General features: G+C 70.1%; 14 protein-coding genes and 1 pseudogene. 8 read left to right on the forward strand and 7 right to left on the reverse strand.

The genetic code is table 11. The features are described 5' to 3' along the window. The first annotated feature begins 76 nt into the window (after nt 1–76). Nucleotides 77–790, forward strand: a complete 714-nt coding sequence (locus CRP45_RS29485; protein ID WP_097247951.1) for an HD domain-containing protein — start codon at nt 77–79, stop codon at nt 788–790. Between the two features lie 298 nt (nt 791–1,088). On the opposite strand, the gene CRP45_RS29490 is transcribed toward CRP45_RS29485, so the two are convergent. Next, the gene (locus CRP45_RS29490) at nt 1,089–1,682 is read right to left on the reverse strand and encodes a TetR/AcrR family transcriptional regulator (RefSeq protein WP_097247952.1); all 594 of its coding nucleotides are present in this window, start codon (nt 1,680–1,682) and stop codon (nt 1,089–1,091) included. Between the two features lie 88 nt (nt 1,683–1,770). Here CRP45_RS29490 and CRP45_RS29495 point away from each other — a divergent pair, with 88 nt between their 5' ends. Both CRP45_RS29495 and CRP45_RS29500 read left to right on the forward strand, forming a co-directional pair. Then, nucleotides 1,771–2,745 carry a quinone oxidoreductase family protein gene (locus CRP45_RS29495; RefSeq protein WP_245910571.1) on the forward strand — a complete coding sequence of 325 codons (975 nt, stop codon included), beginning with the start codon at nt 1,771–1,773 and terminating at the stop codon, nt 2,743–2,745. A 303-nt stretch (nt 2,746–3,048) separates the two neighbouring features. Beyond that, nucleotides 3,049–4,284 carry a serpin family protein gene (locus CRP45_RS29500; protein WP_097247954.1) on the forward strand — a complete coding sequence of 412 codons (1,236 nt, stop codon included), beginning with the start codon at nt 3,049–3,051 and terminating at the stop codon, nt 4,282–4,284. A gap of 109 nt (nt 4,285–4,393) precedes the next feature. On the opposite strand, the gene CRP45_RS29505 is transcribed toward CRP45_RS29500, so the two are convergent. Both CRP45_RS29505 and CRP45_RS29510 read right to left on the reverse strand, forming a co-directional pair. After that, entirely contained in the window at nt 4,394–5,626 is a 1,233-nt protein-coding gene (locus CRP45_RS29505; protein ID WP_097247955.1) for an FAD-dependent oxidoreductase, read from the reverse strand. A 59-nt stretch (nt 5,627–5,685) separates the two neighbouring features. After that, nucleotides 5,686–6,222: a DUF4334 domain-containing protein gene (locus CRP45_RS29510; RefSeq protein WP_179831063.1), complete on the reverse strand. Its 537-nt coding sequence runs from the start codon at nt 6,220–6,222 to the stop codon at nt 5,686–5,688. Nucleotides 6,223–6,622: 400 nt separating this feature from the next. On the opposite strand from CRP45_RS29510, the gene CRP45_RS29515 reads away from it, so the two are divergent. Beyond that, the gene (locus CRP45_RS29515; RefSeq protein ID WP_097247957.1) at nt 6,623–7,186 is read left to right on the forward strand and encodes a hypothetical protein; all 564 of its coding nucleotides are present in this window, start codon (nt 6,623–6,625) and stop codon (nt 7,184–7,186) included. 271 nt (nt 7,187–7,457) lie between these two features. Here the strand turns inward: CRP45_RS29515 and CRP45_RS29520 are convergent, their stop codons facing one another. From CRP45_RS29520 to CRP45_RS29535, 4 genes are all read right to left on the reverse strand, one after another. Further along, nucleotides 7,458–7,721, reverse strand: a complete 264-nt coding sequence (locus CRP45_RS29520; protein WP_097247958.1) for a YciI family protein — start codon at nt 7,719–7,721, stop codon at nt 7,458–7,460. Then, nucleotides 7,718–8,227 carry a transcription antitermination factor NusB gene (gene nusB, locus CRP45_RS29525; protein WP_097248121.1) on the reverse strand — a complete coding sequence of 170 codons (510 nt, stop codon included), beginning with the start codon at nt 8,225–8,227 and terminating at the stop codon, nt 7,718–7,720. Before nusB ends, CRP45_RS29520 begins: the two co-directional genes overlap by 4 nt. Before the next feature lie 99 nt (nt 8,228–8,326). Beyond that, nucleotides 8,327–8,890 (reverse strand): elongation factor P, encoded by a 564-nt coding sequence (efp, locus tag CRP45_RS29530; protein ID WP_067780233.1) that lies wholly within the window; start codon nt 8,888–8,890, stop codon nt 8,327–8,329. Nucleotides 8,891–8,924: 34 nt separating this feature from the next. Beyond that, a complete protein-coding gene (locus CRP45_RS29535; protein ID WP_097247959.1) occupies nt 8,925–10,052 on the reverse strand; it encodes a M24 family metallopeptidase in 1,128 nt (375 codons plus the stop codon). A gap of 300 nt (nt 10,053–10,352) precedes the next feature. Between CRP45_RS29535 and CRP45_RS29540 the strand changes: the two genes are divergently transcribed. From CRP45_RS29540 to aroB, 4 genes and pseudogenes are all read left to right on the forward strand, one after another. After that, nucleotides 10,353–10,805 (forward strand): prepilin peptidase, encoded by a 453-nt coding sequence (locus CRP45_RS29540; RefSeq protein ID WP_097247960.1) that lies wholly within the window; start codon nt 10,353–10,355, stop codon nt 10,803–10,805. Between the two features lie 182 nt (nt 10,806–10,987). Beyond that, nucleotides 10,988–12,196: a chorismate synthase gene (aroC, locus tag CRP45_RS29545; protein ID WP_067780249.1), complete on the forward strand. Its 1,209-nt coding sequence runs from the start codon at nt 10,988–10,990 to the stop codon at nt 12,194–12,196. Continuing rightward, a pseudogene (locus tag CRP45_RS34800) lies at nt 12,193–12,711 on the forward strand (shikimate kinase); the annotation flags it as partial. The gene aroC and the pseudogene CRP45_RS34800, both read left to right, overlap by 4 nt. A gap of 998 nt (nt 12,712–13,709) precedes the next feature. Continuing rightward, nucleotides 13,710–14,831, forward strand: a complete 1,122-nt coding sequence (gene aroB / locus CRP45_RS29555) for a 3-dehydroquinate synthase (RefSeq protein WP_067780228.1) — start codon at nt 13,710–13,712, stop codon at nt 14,829–14,831. Nucleotides 14,832–14,892 lie beyond the last annotated feature (61 nt).

A 14,892-nucleotide genomic window follows, 5' to 3' on the forward strand; every position in this document is an offset into this window, starting at 1 on the left:
GATTTTTCGAAATCCGATAGGTGAACAAGTGTCGCAGGGCACAGCGCGCGGCCGAAAGGCTCGATAGATTGGCGTTATGCGTAACCCTGGGGCGGGAGTCTTGGCCGTGATGCCGCTGCACACGATCAGCGAGGTCTATGGCGAGGCGGGGCTGCGCGAGCGGCTGCTGCTGGAGATCGCGGAACTGCCCGACGGCGAGCGGCTGACCGCGGCGCTGGAGCTGGCCACCGAACTGCACCGCGACGACCGCTACGGCCGCGAACCGTACCTGAATCACCTTCTGCGCGTAGCGATCCGGATCGTCAGCCACTACGAGGTTCGCGACACCGACGTGGTGGCGGCCGGCCTGCTGCACGATGCCGTGGAAGACCATCCGGCCGAACTGGCGGGCGCACGCGACGGATCCCCCACCGACGCCGCGCTCACCGAACTGTCCGAGCGCTTCGGCGGCCGCGTCGCCGACCTCGTCGCCGCCGTCACCAATCCGGAGCCCGATCCGGACCGCGACCGTCACGAGCAGTACCGCGACCACGTCGCGACGACCTTGGATCGCAAACCTTGGGCACGGGTGGTCAAGCTCTCCGACTTCACCGACAACGGCGTCGGAATCCTCTACGCCGAGAAGCCGATCATGCGCAAACTCGCCGTGAAATACCGCCCGCTCACCGACGTCTACCGCGACCTGGTGAGCAGACCGGACACCCCCCTCGCCGACCACGTCAAGCAGCACATCCTCGGCCAACTCGACCGCGCCGACGAACGCTTCGAAGCCATCCTCTCCCGAGGCTGACCAGCAGAGCCGCGGCAACATCGCACACCGCAACGACCTGCCATTCTCGTGCGGCCTCCACGTGGACATCACGGCACCGCGCGGCACTCGCCAGGCCATTCACATGTCTCGTGACCTGCACACTTGCCCGGCCGGCACCAATTGCCGCCGCCCGGCATGCGCACATGAGACGCTCGGCGGAATTGACGCCGCGACAAGATCGCGCACCGCGTTGACATGCCGGCACACGGCTGACCAACAACCGCTCGGCGGAGCCGCAGCAAGATCGCGCCGCCGGACCGCAGGCGATCCGGCGGCATTACGTTCCCGACGCGGCTCGGGGCGCTCGCAGCACCGACGCGACGAGATCGTGCACCGCGGTCCGCAGGCGATCCGCCTCCCCCGCGCGCACCATTCGGGACGCGAGCTCGCCGCCCAACGGCGCGAGCAGCAGCGCGCCGACTACTTCGGCGTCCAGATCCGGTCGCGCCTCGCGCAGCATCGCGGTGATGTGCGCGGCCCAGAACGCGTGGAACTCTTCGCGTCTCGGATGGGGCGGCACCGCGTTGTAGGCGACGACGAGTTCGATGTTGTCGATCACCAGGTCGGTCATCGCCGCGAAGAAGGCCAGCAGACGCTCGGCGGCGGGTGCGCCCGGCCCCAGGGGCGGCGGACCGCTGGAGACGGCCTCCATCAGGGCGACCGCGGGTTCGGCGACCAGTTCGTGCAGCAGCCCGGCCCGGCTGCCGAAGCGGTGAAAGATCGTCCCCTTGCCCACGCCCGCCGCGGCGGCGACCCGGTCCATGGTGACACCCTCTGCGCCGTGCTCGGCGAGCAACGTCCTGGTCGCGTCCAGGATCGCGCGCCGGTTGCGGGCGGCGTCTGCCCGTTCTCGCGTGCGCCCGTCGGACATGCCACCCGCCTTCGTCGTTGACAAAGTTGACCGACGGTCCATATCGTGGCGAGATATCTGGACCGGCAGTCAACTTATGGAGTTCTCGATGCGGGCAATCGTAATGACAGGCGTGGGCGGACCCGAGGTGCTGGTTCCGACCGAGGCACCGCGACCGGCAGCGGGCGCGGGCGAATTGGTCGTCCGGGCGGAGGCCGTTCCGGTGCTGTACCCGGAGACGGCGATCCGCGCGGGAACCTTCCCGACGCCCGCCGAGCCGCCGTTCGTGTTCGGTTTCCAGTCCGCGGGCACGGTCACCGAGATCGGAGCGGGCGTCGAAACCGGTTTGGTCGGGCGGCGAGTCGTGGTGGCCACCAACGGTTTCGGCGCCTACGCCGAATACGTCGTCGCCCCGGCCGCGCAGGCGACGCCCATTCCCGACGGTGTGGATACCGCCGTCGCCGCGGCGGTCCTGATGAGCGGTTCCGTCGCGGCCGCTCTGACCGACACGGCCGCGCTCACCAGGGACGAGACCGTGCTGGTCGAGGCAGCCGCAACCGGTGTCGGCGCTTATCTGACCCAGTACGCGGCCCGCCTGGGTGCGCGCGTCATCGCGACGGCGGGCGGCCCAGCCAAGGCCACACAGGCGCGCGAGTTCGGGGCCGCCGAGGTGATCGACCACAACGACCCGGCGTGGACCGACCGCCTCCGCGACCTGCTCGGCGCGACGACATTGGATGTCGTGTTCGACTCGATCGGCGGCACCGCGACACCGGCGCTGCTCGACCTCATGACGCCGGTGCGCGGTCGCATGCTGGGCTACGGCTTCCTCTCCGGCGGCCCCGCGCCGATCGCCGCGATCGACCTTGTCAACCGCGGGCTGACCCTGATCGGCTGCGCAGGTCCCGCCTGGCTCGCGAAGGTCGCGGGCTACCGCGCGCAGGTGCTCGACGAGGTCGCGGCCGGAACGCTCGAGCCACTGCTCGACACGATACTGCCCCTCGATCAGGCGGCACGCGCGCACGAACTGATCGAGCAGCGCGCCACGTTCGGCACAATCGTCCTGCGCCCGCACCACACCTGATTCCAACCGGCCGATCCACGCCCGAGCCACCGAGTTCCGCCGAGCACGCAATCGGCGCTCGCGAAGCAGACCGAATCTGTACGAGCGGCTATCGGCATCGGGTGCGGGGAGGCAGGCGACGAGCGTCTGGCGGCGAGCGACGGGTGATGGGCAGCTGACAGCGAGCGTCGAGCGGCCGCCATCGGGCGGTAGAAGCAGAGACGGCGTGCGGCTGGCAGCAGAGGCCAGCCGCAAGCAGCCGGCAGCGGCCAGCGGGCAGCGGCCGAGGCTGGCTTCGTCGGCAGTGACGGCTATGTTGGCTTGATGGGGAGCGCAATCGACACGCAGGTGACGGCCGTCAACGAGTTGACCGCGCGGTGGACCGCAGTCGCGGGTGAGAGGGATTTCGTTGTGTCCGGCGCGGGCGTCTGGCCGCTGCTCGCCCTCCTCGCGGCCGCCGCGGACGGCCCGGCTCGCGCGGAATTGGAAGCCGCGATCGGGCTGCCTGCCGAGCGAGCCCAGGGTGCCGCGCTGGAGATATTGCGGATCATGGCCGAGGCCGAGGACCTTTCCGCCGTGCTCGGCGCGTGGTTCGCCGAAGGGCTTCCGCTGCACCGCGCTTGGACCGACAGCTTGCCGCCGGACACCATCGGTCGACTGACCACCCAGGAGGCCATGGACTCCTGGGCCGCGCGCGGTACCGGCGGTTTGATCGACCGATTCCCGCTGCGGATCGATCCCGACACCATGCTCGTGCTCGCCACAGCCTTGGTCGCCAAGACCGAATGGCGCGAGCACTTCGCCGACGCCGTGCTTCTCCCCGAAAACGGGCCTTGGCGCGGAATCGTCGGGCGCGGGCTGACGCGCACCACACGGGACCTGTCCGAGGTCGCTCTGCTGGACGGCCTGGACCTCGTGACCCGGGTAGTCGTCACCGGAACCGGCGATCTCGACGTGCACCTACTGCTCGGCACGGAATCGAATGGCGGGGAATCGCCGGACACGGCGCCAGACACCGAATCGCCGCGTAAAGGCTCGCCGGGCGCCGTCCTCACCACCGGCCTCGCCGCACTCACCGGAGACGTGCCCGTCCGCGACCACCTGCCACCCGGAACCATCGGGCCTGGACTGCGGGTGACCCAGCACCGCGCTCCCCGACCCGGTGACCGTCTCGATATCCGCCTGCCGCCCTTCGAGATCCGCGCGTCGCACGATCTGTGCGCGACGCCCGAACTCTTCGGCCTCACCGCCGCCATGCGGACAGACCGAAACCACTTCCCCGCGATCTCGCCGGAGCCGCTGGCACTCGCTCAGGGAGCGCAGGATGTGCTGGCGCGTTTCACCCGCGAGGGGTTCGAGGCCGCCGCGGTCACCAGCTTCGCGGCGGTCGCGGTGAGCATGCCGCTTTCGGCCGAACACCTGATCACCGAGGTCGAGGTCGCCTTCGACCGCCCGTTCGGATTCCTCGCGGTACACCGCGCGACCGGACTCGCGGTGGTCGCGGGCTGGGTCGCCGAGTTGCCCGCTCGCACCGACGCCCCGGACCTTCTCCACGACTGACCGCCGCGGCATCGACTTCTCGAACTAGCCACCGCAGGATCGCTGCCTACGATCGCATTCGACGACGGGTCGCCCCGTGGCTCGACCGCGCCCCAGGCAGCGCGGCGACTCAGTTCGTCCGCCGCGCGAAATCCGGTGCGTGCTCGGGCAATACACCCCGGGCGATCAGAAACGGCGGAACGCTTCGCACCACCGGGATGCGCCGCAGCACCCTGATCGGCCACGGTGCGTTGTCCGCGCGGGTGAGATCCACCTGTCCGCTCAGCGCGGGCCGGATGACAGCGACGTGCAACAACCGCTGGATGTTCTGCGTGACAACGGTCGGGAACCAGCGCCGCCGCTGCACCCTGGCCAGCTCCGCGACGCCGACGCGCCCCGAAAGCAGCGGCGCGGCAAGGATTCTCGCCGCAGCGACGGCGTCCTGCACGGCGAGGTTGATGCCGACCCCACCGGCCGGGGACATGGCGTGCGCGGCGTCGCCGAGGCAGAGCAGCCCGTCGGTGTACCAGCGTTCGAGGCGGTCGAGTTGGACATCGAGCAGCTTGACCTCGTCCCAGTCGCGCAGCGTGTCGACCCGGTCGGTCAACCACGGTGCGGCCGCGGCCATCTCGCGCGTGATCGCACCGACGGGCCCGCGCCTTGCCGCGGCGTCGCTGCCCTTGGCGATGAGCGTGGCGCACTGCCAGTAGTCACCGCGATCGAGCATGATGGCGGCGCGGCGCGCGGTGACGATCGGAATCGAGCCCGCGGGATCGATCCCCGTGCGCGGCAGGCGAAACCACCACACGTCCATCGGCGTCGCCCACCGCCGCGACCGCAGCCCGGCGGACGCCCGCAGCACCGAACCGCGCCCATCACAGGCGACGGTCAGCGCGGCCTCGATCGCACCGGTGCCACCATCGGCGGTCCGGTATTTCACCCCTGCGACCCGGCCTTCGGCGAAGATCAGGCCGGTGGCTTCGGTGTTCATCCGCAGCCGGAACGTCGGCTCGCGGTCGGCGGCGCGGGCCAGCAGGTCGAGCAGATCCCACTGCGGCACCATGGCGATGTATTTGTGTTTGCCCGGAAGGTTTTTCAGCGACGCCAAGGTTTGCAGCGAGCCGCCGACGGGGAGCAGGATCGAGTCCAATCGCCGCGCGGGCAGCTTGGCGAACTCCTCGCCGAGGCCGAGTTCGTCGAGCAGATCCAGGGTGGTGGGGTGCACGGTGTCGCCGCGAAAATCACGCAGGAAGTCGCCGTGCTTCTCCAATACCGTGACCTCGACGCCCGCGCGAGCCAGCAACAGGCCGAGCACAATGCCGGCGGGCCCACCACCCACCACCAGACAGGTCGTACGTTCCATCGACGGTCTCCCCTCGCACGGCGATCAACCCTCGGTCCGATGGTAGGCCGGGCGGCGGCTCACCGACGCAGGACGAAGAAGTACGGCTCGGTCATGCCACGCAGATCCATCACCCCGAACAGCGTGTGCGCGTCGACGCGGCGGAAATGGTCGATGATCGGCAGGTGGTCGTAGACCATCGCCGCGCTCACCTCGCCCCGGTATTCGATGTCGCGCAGCCGCGCGGTGGGCTTGCGGGCGCGCAGCGCGGGACCGAGCACCGGCAGCGTCGAGCGCAGCATCCGCACGCCGGACAGCGGCACCTTGCCCGCCAAGCTCAGCGGCACGCGGCGCGGATCGACGGGGAACACCGTCCCCGCGGGGTCGGCGAACAGCAGCGGATGCACGGCGTCGGGTCCGTCGAATTGCTTGCCGTACCAACCCGAGGCGACGAGCATGCCGTCGAACGGATGTCCGGTGTCGAGTTCCTCGCCGCGCCAGCGTCCGGTGGTCACCTCGGGGACCCTTACGGCGGGCAGTCGATCGAACAGTGTCCAAGCCTGCTCGGCGGTGCACCGGCCGGTCTGCAAAGCGGCCAGTTCGGCGGTTCCCGTCAGGGGCGTTTCGGCGACCATTCCACACTCCTCGTTGCGACGTTGCGAGAAGAAGTCTAATGACCTCTCATCGTCGCAACCCGGGCGGCCTCCCGCACGGGACCGCTACGAGCCCTGACCCGCGACGCAGGCCGTGCCACGTATCCCGAGGGGGTCGAGGAGAACGCCGCGGCCTTCCGCTGACGTCGGCTCCCGGCCCTTCGATATCCGCGCGGCTCAACACGATCCAGCACAACAGCGGCGACCACAGCTGGAAAGTTCTGTGCCCCAACCGCTGCCACCGGATATATGCCAGGCTGAGGCCATGTCGCACCCAGACTCCGGTTCCTCGGAAGCGCCCAGCCCGCCGTCGGCTCAGCGCAGTTCGATGTCGCCCGAGCGACGGCAGGAGCTACGGCGGCGCATGCGCATTCGGAAGAAAGGCATGCGAGTCGCCGGGCCGCTGGGGATCGCACTCCTCGCCGGTGCGCTCGTCGCGATGGCGGGAGGGCTGATCTATGGCGTGATCATCGCTGCCCGCGATTCCGGCCCCAGCCCGCTGCGAGCCGGTGCGTGCGGCTTCGTTACCGATCAGCCCGGTTCCGGGCACGATCCCTGGACGCTCCTCCCCTGCACCGATCCGGCAGCGACGCTCGTCATCGTGCGCGCGGCCTCCGTCGACAAGTGCCCAGAGGGCACCATGACGAGGTTCCTACCCAGGGGGCGAACGGCGACCAAGACCAAAAGTCTGTGCCTGCAGATGAATGCCGCCGTCGGCGACTGTTTCACCGGGATCGATCATTGGCTCGACGAAGAAAAAGTCGGCAAGGTCGCCTGCACCACTCCCGGTGCGTTCCAAGTGAATACGGTCAGCAACGCGGTCGACCACCGCGTCTGCGCACCGCAGCGACAACTGCACAAGGAGACCGACGAAATCGTCTACCAGAACCCGAGTAAAAGTATCTGCCTGCACCGCGTAGGTACCTAAGGCCGCGACCGCATACGCATGGTATGCGCGGCACGGTTCACGCGGAGAGCGAATTCGTCGGTCGCACAAGCGCGGTCGACCATGACGCGCACCACAGCGCCTTGACCTCGAGCGCACTCGAGGTATGAGGATCACTGACGTGCCCGACGCCGGAAATCCGGTCGGTACCGGCGGCGGGCGCCACCCCCGACCCGGGACACCGCAGACGTCCCGGTGGGCTCCCGCCGGGCCAAGTACACCCACCGGCGGGAGCCGGGTCGGGCGGTTCGGCTCAGGCGGAGACGGTGATCTCCCACTCGTACACGGTCAGTTCCGAGGCGCCGGTGGTGTGCACGGGGTCGGCGAAGGCGATCTCGCGCGCCGCCGCGAGGCTCTCGGCGCGGATCACATAGGCGCCACCGGTGCCGTCGGTGAAGCGGCCACTCTCCACGAGCCGGCCGCGTTCCACCAATCCGTTCAGGAACTCCTTGTGCGGTTCGATGACCGCCGGGTCGAAGCGCGGCGTGCGCATCACCATGACCAGGTACTTGTTCACGCCTCGGGCTCCTGGCGCGGCGCACGGGTCGCTGCCGCCGCGGCGCGCACCTGCGGTGCGACGAGCACGACCTGACCGAGCACGCCGTTGATGAAGGACGGCGAGTCGTCGGTCGAGAGGTCCTTCGCCAGTTCGACGGCCTCGTCGACGGCCACCACCGGCGGAACGTCGTTGGCGTGGAACAGCTCCCATACGGCGATGCGCAGAATGGCGCGGTCCACCGCGGGCAGCCGGGAAAGCGTCCAGTCCTGGAGGTAGGACTCGATGGTGCCGTCTACGCGGTCCAAGTCGTCGGCGACGCCTTCGACCAGGGTCCGGGTGTAGGCGTGCACGGGGGCGACGGTCTGGTCCTTCGCGGCCAGGTCGACGCGCTCGTCGAGCAGATCGGCGGCGTCGACGTCGCGGGCCTCCGCCTCGAACAGCAGGTCCACGGCGCGGCGCCGGGCCTTGTGCCGGGCGCCCAGCTTCTTGAACGTGGATTTCTTGTCTGCGGGCTGTTCCGCCACGATCACATCATCCCTGTCGTTCTGTGTCAGGGCGGCAGGAGCGCCCGCCACGGTGGGCCTGCCACCGGGTCGCGCGCTCCCGTCGCGAGCGACCGGTGATCAGGCGTTGACGCGGCCGAGGTAGCTGCCGTCGCGCGAGTCGATGCGCAGCTTGTCGCCGGTGTTGATGAACAGCGGAACCTGCACCTCGGCGCCTGTCTCCAGGGTGGCGGGCTTGGTGCCGCCGGTGGAGCGGTCACCCTGCAGGCCGATGTCGGTGTGCTGCACCACGAGTTCGATGGAGACGGGAAGCTCGACGAACAGCGGCTCGCCCTCGTGCACGGCCACCTGAACGGCCATGTTCTCCAGCAGGAAGCGGGCGCCGTCGCCGATGGTGGCCTCGGCGATCGAGATCTGGTCGTAGGTCTCGCCGTCCATGAAGATGTAGTCGGAGCCGTCGTGGTACAGGTAGGTCATGTCGCGACGGTCGACGGTCGCGGTCTCCACCTTGACACCCGCATTGAAGGTCTTGTCGACGACCTTGCCGGACACGACGTTCTTCAGCTTGGTCCGCACGAAGGCGGGGCCCTTACCCGGCTTGACGTGCTGGAATTCGACGATCTGCTGGAGCTGACCGTCGATCTTCAGCACGAGGCCGTTCTTGAAGTCGCTGGTGTCCGCCACTGTCTTCGGATCTCCTGTTCTCAGGTAACCGGCGTCATTCGACGACGGTCAGGTCTTTGCTGGTGTGGGTGAGCAGCTCAGGGCCCCCTTCGCGCACCACGAGCGTGTCCTCGATTCGGACGCCGCCGCGGCCGGGAAAGTACACACCTGGTTCGACGGTCACCGCCACGCCGGATAGAAGTGTACCGGTTCCGTTTTTCATGATCCCCGGCGCTTCGTGGATGCGCAGGCCGACGCCGTGCCCGAGACCGTGCACGAACAGCTTGCCGTGACCCGCCGCCTCGATCACCGAGCGCGCCGCCGCGTCCACCTCGCCCGCCTGGGCCCCCGGTCGCAGCGCCTTGCGCCCGGCTCGTTGCGACTCCACGACCAGTGAATAGACCTCGCGCTGCCAGTCGGTCGGGCGGCCGAGCACAAAGGTGCGGGTCATGTCGGAGTGGTAGCCGCCGACGACCGCACCGAAATCGATCTTGACGAAGTCGCCGGGGGCCAGCACGGCGTCGGTCGGGCGGTGGTGCGGTATCGCGGAATTGGCGCCGGCGGCCACGATGGTCTCGAAGGAGATGGCCTCGGCGCCGTGCTCGTACATCGCCCATTCGAGGTCGCGGGCGACCTGCCGCTCCGTGCGCCCCGGCCGAAGACCGCCGCGCTCGAGCAGCGCGGCAAGCCCGGCGTCGCCCGCCGCGCACGCTTTGCGCAGCTGTTCCACCTCGTAGGCGTCCTTGACCATGCGCAACTGCTCGACCAGGCCCGGCGTGGCCACCAGTTCCAGCCCGGTCTTCTGCTCGACCAAACCGTGGTGCTGGTCGACGGTCACCACGTGGCTCTCGAAGCCGACCCGGCCGAGCTGCCACTCCCCCGCCAGCTCGACGATCCGCCGCGCGGTGGCGCGGGCGATCTCGGCGCGCAGGTCGGGCGCCTGCTCGACGACCTGGCTGCGGTAGCGGCCGTCGGTCCCGATCACGGTGCGTTCCTCGTCGTTGCGCATGTCCCAGGAATGCACGAGCAGCGTGGCATTGGAGCCGGTGAAGCCGGTCAGGTACCTGATGTTCACCAGGTCGGTGACCAGCAGCGCGTCGACCTCGTTCTCCACCAGCAGACTGCGCAGCGCACCGCGGCGCGCCGCGTAGTCGGGCCCACGGCCCGCGTGATCAGCAGACATGGATCAAAGCTACCGCCGACACGCGGTGGTGCGGCAGTCCAACACCCGAACCGTCACTTGCGGAGGACGGCTGGCGCGCGGGCGAGACGGACGAATCGGGCACGGATGCGGGACCCGCGCCCGGTGGCCGGACCTTCAGTTGCCCGTGGAACCGAGCGGCACCGTTCCGATTGTGTCTTCGGCCCCGCCCGCCTCGGCGTCCGGCAATTCCGATCCATCGGGTGTTCACATGCGCTGCGGTTATGCACATTTCGCATCGAGCACTTCGAAACGGGCCGGGAATCAACAAAGGTGGATCGCATGGCCTACCTCGCATTCGCCGCGCTCACGGGATGGTGTGCGGCGCTGAGTCTCAACGATCTTCGGCATCGCAGGCTGCCCAACGCGCTCACCGGATGGGGCGCGTTGGCGGTCTTCGGATACGCCCTGTTCACAACACAATTCACAGCCGCGGCGGTCGGCGCGGTGCTGCTCGCGGCCCCCTATGCCGTGGTGCACCTCGTCGCGCCCTTATGTCTCGGTGCGGGCGACGCGAAGCTGGCGGTCGGGCTCGGGGCCGCCGCGGCGCTGGGCGGTGCGCAGGCGTGGGTGTGGGCCGCGCTCGCCGCGCCGGTGCTCACGGCGGGCGTCGGCTTGGCGATGCTGGTTCGCCATCGGATCTCGGCGGGCGCACGGGTGCGGCCGAACACGGTGGCGCACGGCCCCTCGATGTGCCTGGCGACACTTTTCGCCTTGGCGGTGCCGAGCGGGTGACGCCTCGCCGTCGCTGTTGGGCGCCGGGTGACAGTGCGGGCACTCGACGGCGGCGTACGTCTGGCGGACGAGTGGCGATAGCCAGTAGGAAGACTCGGGCACGGCTCACGCCGGCGAACGTGCCAGCGATCACGGCGGACCGGATGCGGGTCGGACCGCCCCGACATGGAAGGATGGACAGCGTGCTGCGCTGGATAACTGCCGGAGAATCCCATGGTCCCGCCCTCGTCGCCATCCTCGACGGGATGGTCGCGGGTGTCGAAGTGACGTCCGAGGACATCTCCGCTCAGCTCGCGCGCCGCAGGCTCGGCTACGGGCGCGGCGCCCGGATGAAGTTCGAGGCCGACAAGGTGACCATGGTCGGCGGCGTGCGCCACGGGCGCACCATGGGCGGTCCGGTCGCCATCGAGGTGGCCAACTCCGAGTGGCCGAAGTGGACGACGGTCATGTCCGCCGATCCGGTCGATCCGGCCGAGCTGGAAGACCTGGCCCGCAACGCCCCGCTGACCCGGCCCCGTCCGGGCCACGCCGACTACTCGGGCATGCTCAAGTACGGCTTCGACGACGCGCGCAACGTGCTGGAGCGCGCGAGCGCCCGAGAGACGGCCGCGCGCGTCGCGGCGGGAACCGTGGCGCGCAACTTCCTCCGCCAGGCCCTCGGTGTCGAGGTCGTCTCGCACGTCGTCTCGATCGGCGCCGCCGCCAACACCACCGGCGTGATTCCCACCGCCGCGGATCTGGACACGGTCGACGCGAGCCCGGTGCGCGCGTTCGACGCCGCCGCCGAGGCGGCGATGATCGCCGAGATCGAGGCGGCGAAGAAGGACGGCGACACCCTCGGCGGCGTCGTCGAGGTGGTCGTGGAGGGACTCCCGGTCGGTCTCGGCTCGTTCGTCAGCGGCGAGAACCGCCTCGACTCCCGGCTGGCGGCCGCGCTCATGGGTATCCAGGCCATCAAGGGCGTCGAGGTCGGCGACGGTTTCGAGACCGCGCGCAGGCGCGGCAGCCAGGCGCACGACGAGATGCGCCCCGGCCCGGACGGCGTGCTGCGATCCACCAACCGCGCGGGCGGCCTCGAAGGCGGCATGACCAACGGTGAGCCGCTGCGGGTGCGCGCGGCGATGAAGCCGATCTCCACGGTGCCCCGTGCCCTGTCCACCGTCGACATGAGCACCGGTGAGGAGGCCGTGGCCATCCACCAGCGCTCCGACGTGTGCGCCGTGCCCGCCGCGGGTGTCGTCGCCGAGGCGATGGTGGCGCTGGTGGTCGCGCAGGCCGCGCTGGAGAAGTTCGGCGGCGATTCGCTGAACGAGACCGTCGAGAACATCACCAGCTACGTCAAGCGGATCGGCACCCGCCCGCACGTCCCGGCGGACAGTCGGCCGCAATGATCGTGCAGACCGACCCGCGCGCACCGCGCGTGGTGCTGGTCGGACCGCCGGGGGCGGGGAAATCGACGATCGGCCGCAAGCTCGCCAAGGAACTCGGCGTCGACCTGTACGACACCGACGCGGGCATCGAGCGCGAGACCGGTCGGACCATCCCCGAGATCTTCGCCGCCGATGGGGAACCGGAGTTCCGCCGGATCGAGGAGCGAGTAGTGCGGCGCGCCATCCTCGCCGAGCGCGGCGTGGTCTCGCTCGGCGGCGGCGCGGTGCTGTCCAAGGACACCAGGGCGCTGCTGCGCAACCGGACCGTGGTGTACCTGGAGATCAGTGTGGCCGAGGGCCTGCGGCGCACCGGGGCGAGCAATCAGCGTCCGTTGCTCAATGGCGACGACCCTGGCGCGAAGTACCGCGAGCTGATGCGCAAGCGCCGCCCGCTGTACCGCGAGGTCGCCACGGTGCGGGTGCGCACCGACGGGCGCAGCCCCGGCCGGGTGGTTCGAATGATCCTGGACAAACTGGGCATGGAACCCGCCGCGCCCAGCGCCGACCCCGAACCCGAAGCCACCGCGACCGGCCGCGCCGGCCAGACGCCGGAAGGGCAGGGCAGCAGCCGCTCCCGCGCCCGTCGCCGGGCCAGGGCTCGTGCCGCAGCCCGACGCGCGGCAGCCAAGCAGACAGGCGTCGCGGCGACAGAGCACAGTGCGGTCGGCGAGGATAGCGACGCGACCGAAAAGACATCTGCGGCCCGCAAGGAAATCCACTCTGGCGCAACGAAACTCAGCGACACCACGGCTCACGTCGACGCCGCGACCAAGCGCTCCCATGCCGGAGACTCCGGCGCGGCAGCGGACTCCACTGCGGCGGAACGCGAAGCCGACCGATCGGCCGAGGACGCCGCGCGGGAAGGGCTCAGCGCGACCGGAGACTGCGGCGCGCAGGCAGGCAGCGCCGTGCGCACATCCGGTGCGTCGAGTGCGGGAAGCACCACCGAGGGCGCGGCGTCCGGCAGGCGACGCCGCCCACGCCGCAGGCGCCCTTCGGCCCGCACGTCCTCCGGCGAACCGAGCCGCACCGAGTCCACCGCACCGGCAGCGGAACCACAGGCCAGGTCCTGGCTGCCCCGGCTCATCGCCTCCGGCGCGCGACCCGAAGGCACCGGCGCGACACCCACCACGGGACGCGTCCGTCGCCCCAGGGCGTGCCGCCCCGCGGGCGCACCGAACCCGACCGGATCGGAAGCATCCGCCGTCCCCGTTGCGGGACAAGCCGATTCGTCGACGACGGCACCGAAGAGCGCGGAAACCCCGACGACCCCGGCCAGTGGCGAGAACCAGAGCGCCCGCACCCGGACGGCCCGCCGCGCCGGTTCCGGCGCACCCGCCGATCCCGCCGCCCGCACGGCAGCGGCAGAATCGGCAACGAAGACCAGTTCCAGCGGCCGCGCCCGGCGCGCCCGCGCTCGCCGCGCCCGCGCGCGAACACTCGAGCAATCGGCACGAACAGAATCGGAGCAGCAGTGACAGAGCCGAGTCGTATCCAGGTACGCACCGCCGACCCGTATCCGGTGATCATCGGTCGCGGCTTGCTCGGCGAACTCGTCGAGTCGGTCACGGGTGCCACCAAGGGCGTGCGCACGGTCGCGATCTTCCACCAGCCGCCGCTGGCCGAGACCGCCGAGGTGGTGCGCAAGGCGCTGGCCGAGACGGGCCTGGACGCGCACCGCGTCGAGATTCCGGACGCGGAGGCGGGCAAGGACCTCGCCGTCGCCGGTTTCTGCTGGGAGGTGCTCGGCCGCATCGGCCTGACCCGCAACGACGTCGTGGTCAGCCTGGGCGGCGGCGCCGCCACCGACCTGGCGGGCTTCGTCGCGGCCACCTGGATGCGCGGCGTCCAGGTCGTGCACGTGCCGACCACCCTGCTCGCCATGGTGGACGCCGCGGTCGGCGGCAAGACCGGCATCAACACCGAGGCGGGCAAGAACCTGGTCGGCTCCTTCCACGAGCCGTCGGCGGTGCTGGTCGATCTGGTGACGCTGGAGACCGTGCCGCGCAACGAGATCGTCGCGGGCATGGCCGAGATCATCAAGGCCGGTTTCATCGCCGACCCGGTGATCCTCGACCTGATCGAGCGCGATCCGGAAGCCGCGCTCGATCCCACCGGCGACGTGCTGCCCGAGCTCGTGGCCCGCGCCATCCAGGTCAAGGCCGACGTGGTCGCCGCCGACCTCAAGGAATCCAGCCTGCGCGAGATCCTCAACTACGGCCACACGCTTGGCCACGCGATCGAGCGCAGGGAGCGCTACCGCTGGCGGCACGGCGCCGCGGTCTCCGTCGGCTTGGTCTTCGCCGCCGAGCTCGGCCGTCTCGCCGGACGCCTCGACGACGCCACCGCCGACCGCCACCGCGCCATCCTGTCCAGCGTCGGCCTGCCGACCAGCTACGACGCCGACGCGCTTCCGCAGCTGCTGGACGCCATGCAGACCGACAAGAAGACCCGCTCCGGCGTGCTGCGCTTCGTCGTCCTCGACGGCCTGGCCAAGCCCGGGCGCCTGGAAGGCCCGGATCCCAGCCTGCTGGCCGCGGCGTACTCCGCCATCGCACGGGAGCAAAGCCCGAGCGGCGGCGCGATCCTGCTGTAGCGGAACGTAAACAACAGCGCCTTAACCGAATCGCGGCTGTGACACTGTTCGCGGTCCTGAC

Origin of the sequence: Nocardia amikacinitolerans, assembly GCF_900215415.1 — a bacterium.
Taxonomy (GTDB): Bacteria; Actinomycetota; Actinomycetes; order Mycobacteriales; family Mycobacteriaceae; genus Nocardia; species Nocardia amikacinitolerans.